The 11,961-nt window shown below is 71.9% G+C and carries 9 protein-coding genes; all 9 read right to left on the reverse strand.

Annotation, left to right across the window (positions count from 1 at the left end; all coding sequences use genetic code 11):
- Positions 1-250: 250 nt before the first annotated feature.
- On the reverse strand, positions 251-1,036 hold the full coding sequence (locus ACIHAA_RS14630) for a cell division protein FtsQ/DivIB (protein WP_399816848.1): 786 nt from the start codon (positions 1,034-1,036) through the stop codon (positions 251-253).
- A 107-nt stretch (positions 1,037-1,143) separates the two neighbouring features.
- Positions 1,144-2,241, reverse strand: coding sequence for an undecaprenyldiphospho-muramoylpentapeptide beta-N-acetylglucosaminyltransferase (gene murG, locus ACIHAA_RS14635; RefSeq protein WP_399816850.1), 1,098 nt, complete (start codon positions 2,239-2,241; stop codon positions 1,144-1,146).
- Between the two features lie 6 nt (positions 2,242-2,247).
- The gene (gene ftsW, locus ACIHAA_RS14640) at positions 2,248-3,606 is read right to left on the reverse strand and encodes a putative lipid II flippase FtsW (RefSeq protein ID WP_399816851.1); all 1,359 of its coding nucleotides are present in this window, start codon (positions 3,604-3,606) and stop codon (positions 2,248-2,250) included.
- 129 nt (positions 3,607-3,735) lie between these two features.
- Positions 3,736-5,163: a UDP-N-acetylmuramoyl-L-alanine--D-glutamate ligase gene (gene murD, locus ACIHAA_RS14645; RefSeq protein WP_399816853.1), complete on the reverse strand. Its 1,428-nt coding sequence runs from the start codon at positions 5,161-5,163 to the stop codon at positions 3,736-3,738.
- Complete coding sequence (gene mraY, locus ACIHAA_RS14650) at positions 5,145-6,236, reverse strand: phospho-N-acetylmuramoyl-pentapeptide-transferase (protein ID WP_399816854.1); 1,092 nt, start codon at positions 6,234-6,236, stop codon at positions 5,145-5,147. The genes murD and mraY overlap by 19 nt, the downstream gene beginning before the upstream one ends.
- Complete coding sequence (gene murF / locus ACIHAA_RS14655) at positions 6,233-7,648, reverse strand: UDP-N-acetylmuramoyl-tripeptide--D-alanyl-D-alanine ligase (RefSeq protein ID WP_399816856.1); 1,416 nt, start codon at positions 7,646-7,648, stop codon at positions 6,233-6,235. The genes mraY and murF overlap by 4 nt, the downstream gene beginning before the upstream one ends.
- A gap of 4 nt (positions 7,649-7,652) precedes the next feature.
- Positions 7,653-9,182, reverse strand: a complete 1,530-nt coding sequence (locus ACIHAA_RS14660; RefSeq protein WP_399817411.1) for a UDP-N-acetylmuramoyl-L-alanyl-D-glutamate--2,6-diaminopimelate ligase — start codon at positions 9,180-9,182, stop codon at positions 7,653-7,655.
- A gap of 204 nt (positions 9,183-9,386) precedes the next feature.
- Complete coding sequence (locus tag ACIHAA_RS14665) at positions 9,387-11,348, reverse strand: peptidoglycan D,D-transpeptidase FtsI family protein (RefSeq protein ID WP_399816858.1); 1,962 nt, start codon at positions 11,346-11,348, stop codon at positions 9,387-9,389.
- A gap of 5 nt (positions 11,349-11,353) precedes the next feature.
- Complete coding sequence (locus ACIHAA_RS14670; RefSeq protein ID WP_399816860.1) at positions 11,354-11,932, reverse strand: septum formation initiator family protein; 579 nt, start codon at positions 11,930-11,932, stop codon at positions 11,354-11,356.
- Positions 11,933-11,961: the final 29 nt, after the last annotated feature.

Raw genomic sequence — 11,961 nt, forward strand, 5'->3', positions numbered from 1 at the left:
GCCGTCGCTCCACGGGTGCCCCGCGGTCCGACGGCAGATGCCGAATGGGACGGTCCGAACGCCGACCCGAACCCTCACCCTGAAGTTTAGGGTTACCAGTGTGTCTGTTCCTTGGACTCTTCCGGACAGGACACTAAGTCGACAAGTGGCGCGCGTTCAACGAACACGCCGAACCTCCCGTTTTTCTTTTCACCCTATGTGATCAGCCGTAGCAGTGCCCAACCAGGGTGCTGGCCTGCGCGGATGTGCGTCAACTCCCTGATGACGCAGGGGCGGTGGGGACACTCACGTCGAAGTGCCGGGCGCGGGGCGCGGCTTTCATCAGTGCGGTGAGTGTCGCCGCCTTCGCCCGCCCCTTCTCGCCGCTGCCCCACAGCACGGTCCGGCCGTCGCCCAACTCCAGCGAGATGGAGTCGAAACTCCGCACCTCGACGGTACGGGTGGACCGGGCGACGGCGGCCGGGACGGCCTGCGCCACCAGGACCGCCTCGCGCACCAGCCGGTCGGTGCCGAAACGCTGGGCACCGGCCGGGCGGTCCTTCGCCAGGTCCAGCAGCGGAACATTCCCCGGCGGGCGTGCCACGGTGGCGAACCGGACGCCCTCCCGGTCCACTTCGACGTACTTCCCGCCGTCCTTGACGAGGAGGACGGCGGTGCGCTCGGTGACCGCGATGCCGATCCCATGGGGCCAGGAGCGGACGGCGTCCACCGTCTCGGTGCGGGGCAGCTTGCGGCGCACCCGTGCCTCGATCCCGTCGGTGTCCAGGGACGCCAGGGGGGCGCCCAGCGGCACATCGGCCGCCTCGCGCACCTGGGCCGGTGTCAGCACCCGGGTCCCGGTGACGGAGACGTGCCGGACGCGCAGCCACGAGGAGCCGTACAGCAGCCAGATGGAGCCGCCGCCCGCCAACATCAGGGCAAGCGAAAGGATGATGAGCACACGAAGGCGGCGCAGCCGTGCGAGCCGGGGCGGCGGGGGCGGGCCGGAGTCCGACTGCTGCCGTCTGCCGCGCTCGGCGGTCGTGGGTCCGGCCACGCGCCCTCCTTCTCCTGCCTCGGTTCTCCCCCGGCCTGCGGGCCGGGGGACCCCCACCGGGACGCGTCCGCGCCCCTTCGGCCCGCTCGCCGTGGCTACGGCCCGGGTCAGCCGGCGGCCCGCGCCGAGGCGACCGCCTCGTACACCATGCCGACGAGCAGGTCGTCGGCGTCCCGGCGGCCGAACTCGCTGGCGGCGCGGGACATCTGGTACAGCCGGTGCGGATCGGCGAGCACGGGCAGCACGTTCTGCTGGACCCAGTCGGACGTCAGCTCCGCGTCGTCGACCAGCAGTCCGCCGCCCGCCTTGACCACCGGCTGGGCGTTCAGCCGCTGTTCGCCGTTGCCGATGGGCAGCGGGACATAGGCGGCCGGGAGCCCGACGGCGGACAGCTCGGCGACGGTCATCGCGCCCGCACGGCAGAGCATCATGTCGGCCGCGGCGTACGCGAGGTCCATCCGGTCCACGTACGGTACCGGGACGTACGGGGGCATCCCCGGCATCTGGTGCACCTGCGGCAGTTCGTTCTTGGGACCGACCGCGTGCAGGATCTGGATACCGGCCTGCTGAAGGTACGGCGCGACCTGCTGGACCACCTCGTTGAGCCGACGGGCGCCCTGCGAACCGCCGGAGACCAGCAGCGTCGGCAGGTTCGGGTCCAGTCCGAACGCGGCGCGGGCCTCCGGGCGCACGGCGGCGCGGTCCAGGGTGGCGATGGAGCGGCGCAGCGGGATGCCGATGTAGCGGGCGCCGCGCAGCTTGCTGTCCGGCGTGGAGACGGCGACCTGGGCCGCGTAGCGCGAGCCGATCTTGTTGGCCAGGCCGGGCCGGGCGTTGGCCTCGTGGATCACGATCGGCACCCCGAGGCGCTTGGCGGCCAGATAGCCGGGCAGCGCCACATAGCCGCCGAAGCCGACGACGGCGTCCGCCTTGGTCCGCTCCAGGATCTGCTCGGCCGCCTTGATCGTCCCGCGCAGCCGCCCGGGTACGGTGATCAGTTCGGGGGTCGGCTTGCGCGGCAGGGGAACCGCCGGGATCAGCGCGAGGTCATAGCCCCGCTCCGGCACGAGCCGGGTCTCCAGGCCACGCTCCGTGCCCAGGGCCGTGATCCCCACGGTCGGGTCCTGCCTGCGCAGGGCGTCCGCGAGGGCGAGCGCGGGCTCGATGTGGCCGGCGGTCCCCCCACCAGCGAGTACGACATGCACCGAAATTCACCGCTCTCCGGACGAGCGCGCCGCCGAGGCACGCCGTCGCATCGTGTTCCATCTCCGAGGCTCCCGGCCGGACCCGGAGCCTCCCGCCCGCTTTCTACCAAAGCGAGGTTGCCGCAGCGCAAGCGCCGCCCGCGCACCGGGTTCGTCGCGCGCGAAGGCGATCAGCAGCCCGATGGCGAACATGGTCGGCAACAGGGCGGATCCTCCGTAGGAGAACAGCGGGAGCGGGACACCGGCGATCGGCAGCAGGCCGAGCACCGCACCGATGTTGATCACCGCCTGTGCGGTGATCCAGGTCGTCACGCCTCCCGCGGCATACCTGACGAAGGGGTCCTCCGTGCGTCCGGCCACGCGGATACCCGCATAGCCTAGAGCCGCGAAGAGGGCGAGCACCGACAGTGTGCCCGCGAGGCCCAGTTCCTCACCTGTGACGGCGAAGATGAAGTCGGTGTGCGCTTCCGGCAGTTGGCCCCATTTTTCCACACTGGCGCCCAGGCCCGAGCCGAAGATCCCGCCCGAGGCGAGCGCGTAGATGCCGTGCACGCCCTGCCAGCAGATGTCGTTCGGGCCGGGGTCGGTGGCTCCGATGCAGGCGAGCCGGTTCAGCCGGTGGGGGCTGGTCTCGATGGCGACGGCGGCGAGAACCAGGGCGACGGTCAGCACCCCGCCGAAGAGCCGGGTCGGCGCCCCGGCCAGCCACAGCAGCCCGAACAGGATCGCGGTCAGGATGATTGTCGTACCCATGTCCCCGCCCAGCATGATCAGGCCGAGCAGCATGAAGGTCACGGGCACCAGCGGGACCAGCATGTGCTTCCACTGGGTGAGCAGCCGCCTGTCCTGCTTGCGGGCGATCAGGTCGGCCCCCCACAGCACCAGGGCGAGCTTGCCGAACTCGCTGGGCTGGATCTGGAAGGAGCCGCCGAGCGAGATCCAGTTCTGATTGCCGTTGACTGCCACTCCTATCCCCGGCACCTGCACCAGGACCAGCAGGCAGATGGCTCCGGCCAGGATCGGATAGGCCAGCGCGCGGTGCAGTCGCACGGGCATCCGAGAGGCGACGAGCAGCAGCACGGCACCGATGCTGGCCGCGAGGAACTGCTTGCGGAAGAAGTACGAGCCGGGCAGGGACATCTGGAGGGCGGTGATCTGCGAGGCCGAGTAGACCATCACCAGGCCCAGCACGGTGATCAGCAGCGGGGCGCCGAGGATCAGGTAGTAGGCGGTGAGCGGCCGGTCCCAGGCGCGCCGGGCCCGGGTGACGAACCGGGTGACGGGGTTCTCCCGCGCGGTGCGGGCGGCCGCGGAGCCCCGGGGGGCGCGCTGGGCGGGCGGACGGCTGGTACGGCTACTTGGCATCGCTGCTCACTTCCCTGCCCCGGGAGCGCGTTCCGCCGGGAGTCCCGCGGGACCCTCCGGGCATCGCGGCATCCGCGTCACGCGTCCCTCCAAGGGTCCCGGGGCTCTGGCCGTGGCCGGGGCCCGCCGTCAGGCGTCGGCGGCGCCGAGTTCGCGGACCGCCTCCGCGAAGGCGTCGCCGCGCGTGTTGTAGTTGGTGAACATGTCCATGGAGGCACAGGCCGGTGCCAGCAGCACCGTGTCGCCCGCGGCGGCCAGCCGACGCGCCTCCCGCACGGCCGCACGCATGGCCCCAGTGTCCGTCTGTTCGAGGTCGACGACGGGCACCTTGGGCGCGTGTCGCGCGAGGGCTTCCCGGATCAGCGCGCGGTCCGCGCCGATGAGCACCACGCCCCGGAGCCGCCCCGCCGCTCCCGCGACCAGCTCGTCGAAGGTGGCGCCCTTGGCGAGGCCGCCCGCGATCCACACGATCGACGGGTACGCCGCCAACGAGGCCTCGGCGGCGTGGGTGTTGGTGGCCTTGGAGTCGTCGATGTACGCGACCCCGTCCACGTCCGCCACATGCGCGATGCGGTGCGCGTCCGGGGTGAAGGACCGCAGTCCGTCCCGTACGGCCCGGGCGGGCACCCCGAAGGCCCGGGCGAGGGCCGCGGCGGCCAGGGCGTTGGCGACGTTGTGCGGGGCCGGCGGGTTCACGTCCAGGACCTCGGCGAGTTCCTGGGCGTTGTGCTGCCGGTTCTCGACGAAGGCGCGGTCGACCAGGATGCCGTCCACGACGCCGAGTTGGGAGGGGCCGGGGGTGCCCAGGGTGAAGCCGACGGCCCGGCAGCCCTCCTCGACGTCCGCCTCGCGCACCAGGTCCTCGGTCGCCTTGTCCGCGACGTTGTAGACGCAGGCGATCCGATTGCCCTCGTAGATACGGCCCTTGTCGGCGGCGTACGCCTCCATCGAGCCGTGCCAGTCGAGGTGGTCGGGGGCCAGGTTGAGCACCACGGCGGAGTGGGCGCGCAGCGAGGGCGCCCAGTGGAGCTGATAGCTCGACAACTCCACGGCCAGCACGTCGTACTGCTCCTCGCCGAGGACGGCGTCGAGCAGCGAGACCCCGATGTTGCCGACGGCCGCCGTGCGCAGGCCCGCGGCCGTCAGGATCGAGGCGAGCATCTGCACGGTGGTGGTCTTGCCGTTGGTGCCGGTGACGGCGAGCCAGGGGGCCGCGTCCGGGCCGCGCAGCTGCCAGGCCAGCTCGACATCGCCCCAGACCGGGACGCCCGCCTCGGCCGCCGCGGCGAACAACGGCTTGTCGGGCTTCCAGCCGGGGGCGGTGATGATCAGCTCGGTGCCCTCGGGCAGGGTCGCGCCGTCGCCCAGGCGCACGGTGACGCCCAGCGCCCGCAGCTCCTCGGCCTGGGCCCGGGCCCGCTCGTCGTCGCCGTCGTTGACGACGGTCACGCGCGCGCCGAGCCCGTGCAGAGCCTTGGCCGCCGGGGGCCCGGAGACCCCGAGCCCGGCGACGGTGACGTGCTTCCCCTGCCAGTCGGTCACTTTTCCGCTGCCCATCCCGCGTAGAAGATACCGAGACCCACGATGACGCAAATGCCCTGAATGATCCAGAATCTGACCACCACCAGGACTTCTGACCAGCCCTTGAGTTCGAAGTGGTGCTGGAGTGGCGCCATGCGGAAGACCCGCTTGCCGGTCAGCCGGAAGGAACCGACCTGGATGACGACCGACATGGTGATCAGGACGAAGAGGCCGCCGAGCAGCGCGAGCAGCAGCTCGGTGCGGGAGCAGATGGCGAGACCGGCGAGTGCGCCGCCGAGGGCCAGCGAACCGGTGTCGCCCATGAAGATCTTGGCGGGCGAGGTGTTCCACCACAGGAAGCCGAGGCAGGCGCCCATCAGCGCGGAGGAGACGACCGCCAGGTCGAGCGGATCACGCACCTCGTAGCAGGCGGCCGGGTTGGTCAGGGTCTGCGCGTTGGCGCAGGACTCCTGGAACTGCCAGACACCGATGAAGGTGTACGCGCCGAAGACGAGCACCGAGGCGCCGGTGGCGAGGCCGTCCAGACCGTCGGTGAGGTTCACGCCGTTCGACATGGCGAGGATCATGAAGATCGCCCAGACCACGAAGAGCACCGGTCCGATGGTCCAGCCGAAGTCCTGGACGAAGGACAGCTTGGTGGAGGCCGGGGTGTTGCCGCGGGCGTCGGCGAACTGGAGGGCCAGCACCGCGAAGGCGATGCCGACGATCAGCTGGCCGGCCATCTTGGCCTTGGCCCGCAGACCCAGCGAGCGCCGCTTGACGATCTTGATGTAGTCGTCCAGGAAGCCGACCAGGCCCATGCCGCCCATCAGGCCGAGCACCAGCACACCGGAGAAGGTCGGCGTGGCCGGCTTGTCGGTGGTCCAGGTGGTGATCAGCTTGGACAGGAAGTAGGCGGCGATCGTCGCCAGGATGAAGGCGATGCCACCCATGGTCGGCGTACCGCGCTTGCTGGCGTGCTCGCGCGGCCCGTCGTCCCGGATGTACTGGCCGTAGCCCTTGCGGGCGAGCAGCTTGATCAGCAGCGGGGTGCCGATCAGGGTGAGGAACAGACCAATGACTCCTGCGAACAGGATCTGCTTCATCATCGGGCGGCAACCTCACCCTCGGCACCGGTCTCGAGCAGCGCCTGCGCCACGCTCTCGAGCCCGACCGACCGGGACGCCTTCACGAGTACGACGTCTCCCGGGCGCAACTCGCTGCGCAACAGGTCGACCGCCGCCTGTGCGTCGGACACGTGCACCGACTCCTCACCCCACGAACCCTCGTTGTATGCGCCCAGTTGCAGCCAGGACGCTTCCCTGCCCCCGACCGCGACGAGCTTGCTGACGTTGAGCCGGACGGCGAGCCGTCCGACCGCGTCGTGCTCGGCGAGCGCCTCGTCCCCCAGCTCGGCCATCTGTCCGAGCACCGCCCAGGTCCGCCGTCCCTTGCCCATGGCCGCCAGCGCGCGCAGGGCCGCCCGCATGGACTCGGGATTCGCGTTGTAGGCATCGTTGACGATCGTCACGCCGTCCGGGCGCTCGGTGACCTCCATACGCCAGCGGGAGAGGGAGCCCGCCCCGGAGAGCGCGGTGGCGATCTCAGCTGCGGACATGCCCAGCTCATGGGCGACGGCGGCCGCGGCGAGCGCGTTCGACACGTGGTGCTCACCGTACAGGCGCATGGTCACATCGCTGCACCCGGAGGGTGTGCGAAGGCTGAAGGCGGGCTGTCCGGTGTCCGTGAGTCGCACGTTCTCGGCGCGAACGTCCGCTTCGCCGGACTCTCCGAAAAGAGTCACCTTCGCCTTCGTACGGGATGCCATGGCCCGGACCAGCGGATCGTCGGCGTTGAGGACGGCGATGCCGCCCTCGTCCGCGGCGGGCAGGCTCTCGACGAGTTCGCCCTTGGCCCGGGCGATCTGCTCGCGGCCGCCGAACTCGCCGATATGGGCGGTGCCCACGTTGAGCACCAGTCCGATCCTCGGCGGGGTCAGACCGGTGAGGTAGCGGATGTGGCCGATGCCCCGGGCGCCCATCTCCAGGACCAGGAAACGGGTCTCCTCGGTGGCGCTGAGGGCGGTCAGCGGCAGCCCGATCTCGTTGTTGAACGAGCCGGGCGTCCACACCGTCGGCGCCTTGTGCTGGAGCACCTGGGCGATCAGGTCCTTGGTGCTGGTCTTGCCCGCGGAGCCGGTCAGCGCGACCACGGTCGCCCCGAGCCGCCGCACCACATGGCGGGCGAGGGCGCCGAGGGCGGTCTGGACGTCGTCCACGACGATCGCGGGCACGCCGACGGGGCGGGACGCCAGCACGGCGGCGGCACCCGCCCGGACGACCGCGTCCGCGTAGTCGTGCCCGTCCACGCGTTCGCCGACGAAGGCGGCGAACAGGCTCCCGGGCTCCACTTCGCGGGAGTCCCGGACGACGGGCCCGGTGACCCGGACGGACGGATCCGGTATGTCATGCGTCTGCCCGCCGACGGCTTCTGCGATCTCGGCGAGGGAGAGGGCGATCACAAGTTCATCCCTGGGTCTTCTGGATAGCTTCGCGAAGCACCTGGCGGTCGTCGAAGGGACGGACCACCCCGGCGATGTCCTGGCCCTGCTCATGGCCCTTGCCTGCGACCAGGACCGTGTCCCCGGGCTGCGCGCGGGCCACGGCGGCGGCGATGGCGGCGGCCCGGTCCTCGAAGACCTGCACCTCGCCCCGCTCGTGCGCCGGGACGGACGCGGCACCCTGGAGCATGGTGGCGAGGATCGCCAGCGGGTCCTCCGAGCGGGGGTTGTCGGAGGTCAGTACGGCCGTGTCGGCGAGCCGGGCGATGGCGGCGCCCATCGGGCCGCGCTTGGTGGTGTCCCGGTCGCCGCCGCAGCCGAGCACCACGTGCAGGCTGCCCTCGGTGACCTTCCGCAGGGCGCGCAGCACGGACTCGACGGCGTCGGTCTTGTGGGCGTAGTCCACGACCGCGAGATAGGGCTGCCCGGCGTCCACGCGCTCCAGCCGCCCGGGGACGCCCGGCACGGCGGCCACGCCGTCGGCGGCGCTCTGCGGGTCGAGACCGGCCTCGGCGAGGGCGACGATCGCGGCGAGGGTGTTGGCCACGTTGAAGGGGCCGGGCAGCGGCGACTTCGCCGTGATCCGCAGGCCCTCGGGACCGGCCACGGTGAAGACGGAGTCCAGTCGGCCGACCCGCACGTCCTCGGCACGCCAGTCGGCGTCCGGGTGGCCCTCGGCCGAGTAGGTGACGACCGGGACCCCGGCCTCCTTCGCCAGTCGGCGGCCGTACTCGTCGTCGAGGTTCACCACACCGCGGCGGCTGCGCTTCTCCGTGAAGAGCTGCGCCTTGGCCCGGTAGTAGTCCTCCATGTCGGAGTGGAACTCCATGTGTTCCGGGCTGAGGTTGGTGAAGACGGCGATGTCGAAGACGCAGCCGTCGACCCGGCCGAGGACCAGGGCGTGGCTGGAGACCTCCATGGCCACGGCCTCCACCCCGCGCTCGCGCATGACCGCGAACAGGGCCTGGAGGTCGGTCGCCTCGGGTGTGGTGCGCTCGGACTTGATGCGCTCGTCGCCGATGCGCATCTCCACGGTGCCGATCAGCCCGGTGGAGCGGGCCGTGCGCAGGCCGCCCTCGACGAGGTACGCGGTGGTGGTCTTGCCGGAGGTGCCGGTGATGCCGATCTGGAGCAGGTCCCGGCCGGGGCTGCCGTAGATCGTGACCGCCAGCTCACCCATCCGGGCGCGCGGGTCGTCGGCCACCAGGACCGGCAGCCCGGTTCCGGCGGCGCGCTCGGCGCCCGTCGGGTCGGTCAGTACGGCCACCGCGCCGAGGCTCGCGGCCTGGGTGACGAAGTCGGCGCCGTGCAGGCGGGCGCCGGGCAGTGCGGCGTACAGGTCACCGGGGCGGACGGCGCGCGAGTCATGGGTGATGCCCGTGACGTCTACGGCGCCGGCCGGGGACTCCGGGGCGGTCGCACCCAGCTGATCGGCCAGCTCCGCGAGGGGTACGGCGGAGACATGAACCGGTCGTGGCGGTCCCGGGTAGGTCACGGGAGCGGCCTTCTGGGCGGTGGGGGACTGATCAGCGTGTGGCACGGCGGTGAGCGTACCGGGCGTACCCCCGCCGGGGCTAAAACGGAGCCCGCGGGCAGCGTGGCCGGGCGGGGACGGGGGCGGGGTCCCGGCGTGGTTCCCCGGGTCGGGAGTGATCGTTGTCACGAGCTGGTTCCTGGTGGGTCTGGTCCGTGGTGCTGATCACGGGGTGAACGTGACGGGAAGGTTGGCGGGCGCGGCCCCGGTGGGCGGGACCTGGAGGGTTTTCAGGGAGAACTCCATGACCTGCTTGAAGATGGGGCCGCAGATCTGGCCGCCGAAGTAGCTGCCCTCGGTGGCGTTCTGGATGGCGCAGTAGACGGTGATGCGGGGGTTGTCCGCGGGGGCGAACCCGGCGAAGGAGGACGTGTAACCGCGGTACTTGCCGGTGGCCGGATCCACGCGGTTGGCCGTACCCGTCTTGCCCGCGACCCGGTAGCCGGGGATGCGCGCCTTGATGCCCGTGCCCTGCTCGTCGTCCACGACGGACTCCAGCATCTGGGCGACCGTCTTCGCCGTCTGTGTGCTGACGACTCTGGTCTCCTTGGGCTTGGGGGCCGGGGTGAAGCGGCCGTCCGGGCCCTTGGTGCCGCGCACCAGGGTGGGTTCGACGCGGACCCCGCCGTTGGCGATGGTCGAGTAGACGGACGCGGCCTGCATCGCGTTGATCGACACCCCCTGGCCGAAAGGAATCGTGTACTGCTGGGAGGTCGACCACTTTCCTGGCGGTGCCAGGATGCCCCGGGTCTCGCCCGGGAAGCCGAGTCCGGTGGGGCTCCCGATGCCGAACTTGCGCAGATACGAGTAGAGGACCTGGTTGGCCGCCTCCTGGGTCTTGCCGAGCTGGCCGGCCGCCAGGATGGTGCCGATGTTGCTGGACTTGGCGAGCACGCCGTTGAGCGTGAGGTACCAGGTCGCGTGGTCGACGTCGTCCGCGAAGAGCCGGTCGCCGCGGTGCAGCCGGTTGGGCACCGTGACATGGGTCAGCGGGGTGGCGGCGTTCTCCTGGAGCACGGCCGACATGGTCATGATCTTGGCGGTGGAGCCGGGCTCGTACGCGTCCTGGACGGCCGCGTTGCCGAGCGCCGCCGGGCTGGCCTTGGAGAGGTCGTTGGGGTCGAAGCCGGGCGAGTCGGCCATGGCCAGGATCTGCCCGGTGCGGGTGTCCTGCACCACCACATAGCCGCGGTCCGCCTTGGACTTCTTCACCTGCTCGGTGATGGCGTTCTGGGCGGCCCACTGGATGTCGCGGTCGATGGTCAGCTCCACGTCGGAACCGGCCACCGCGGGGGTCTCGGCGGAGCCCGCGGTGGGCACCAGCCGCCCGCCGGACTGGGCGTAGCGGATCTTGCCGTCCTTGCCCGTCAGTTCCCCGTTGAGCTGCTGCTCGACACCGCCGCCGCCCTTGCCCTCGGCGTTGACCCAGCCCAGTATCCCGGCGGCGAGGCCGCCGTTGGGGTACACGCGCTTGCTGGTGGGCTCGGCGAGGACCCCGGCGAGCACATTGACCGTGTTGCGCTCGGTTCCGGCCTTGGCCGCGAGGGTGTTCTTGAGGTCCTTGATCTGGTTCCAGACCTGGGGGGTCTGCCGGTGGGCCAGCACCACGTACCGGGTGTGCGGGGTCTTGAGCTTCCCGGTGAGATCGGCGGTGTCCTGGCCGAGGATCGGGGCGAGGAGGGTGGCGGCCTGCTGGGGGGCGTCCTGGATCTTGGTGGCGTCCGGGGTGAAGAGCGTGGGGTCGGCGGTGATGTCGTACGCGTCCACGCTGGTCGCCAGTTCGACGCCGTTTCGGTCGGTGATCTCGCCGCGTACGGCGGCCAGGGTGCGGCCCACATAGCGGTTCTGGTCGGCCTTGGCGGCGTAGGCGCTCGCGTCCACGGCCTGCACTTGGAGCAGTCGTACGACGAAGGCGAGCAGCACCAGGGTCAGGGCGAGCCCGACCAGGCGCAGCCGGGGGCGGGGGCTGCCGAGCCGGATGGCCCGGGGTGTGCGGGAGGCGGGGCGGCGGGCCGGGGCCGGGCGGCGCGCCGGGCGGGCTCCGGGGCCCGGGCGGCGCCGGGCGTCGGGGCGTACGGGCCGGGCGGGGCCGGGCACGCGGCGGCGCGGCGGTTCCCTGTCGGACACTTCCGTCACCTGCCGGGGGTAGAGGAGGGGGGTGCGGTCGGGGCGGGCGGCGCGGTCGAGGCGGGGGCCGCCGGGGGGGAAGCCGGGGGCGGCGCGGACGGGACCGCCGGGGCGAGCGGTGCCGTGGTGCCCGGGGACGGCCCGGCCGCGGGGTTCGGATACGGGCTGAGCACCTCGGGCGGACGCGCTGCCATGGTGTCCGCCGCGGGCTGCTGGGGGGCGGCCGAGGGGACGCCCTTGACGGTGCCGTCGGGGTCGAGGAAGGCGGGGTCGCCGCCGGGAACCATGCCGAGGTCGTGGGCCCGGCGCTGGAGGGCGTCCGGGGCGGAGTAGGCGTCCACGTCCCGCTGGAGGGCCTGTTCCTCGTCGGTGAGGTTCTTGGTCTGCCGTTGCAGGTCGTCGAGGCGGAAGGCGCCCTCGCTGAGCGCCGAGTTCAGCACCAGGAGGCCGATGAGGCCGCCGCCGAGCAGCACGACGACGAGCAGCACAAAGGGTGTACGGGCGGCGCCGCCGCCCCGGCCACCGACCGGGATGAGGCGTGCGAGCCGGGCGGCCCTCCCCCGGAGTTCGGGTTTTCTGCTCACCCGTCCTCCCGCCGTGCGGCGCCTGTGCG

The organism is Streptomyces sp. NPDC052040, assembly GCF_044548405.1.
Taxonomy (GTDB): domain Bacteria; phylum Actinomycetota; class Actinomycetes; order Streptomycetales; family Streptomycetaceae; genus Streptomyces.

Coding starts and splice junctions, on each gene's coding strand:
- ftsW (WP_399816851.1), bottom strand. CDS start 3,606: ATGCCAAGTAGCCGTACCAGCCGTCCGCCCGCCCAGCGCGCCCCCCGG.
- murD (WP_399816853.1), bottom strand. CDS start 5,163: ATGGGCAGCGGAAAAGTGACCGACTGGCAGGGGAAGCACGTCACCGTC.
- mraY (WP_399816854.1), bottom strand. CDS start 6,236: ATGATGAAGCAGATCCTGTTCGCAGGAGTCATTGGTCTGTTCCTCACC.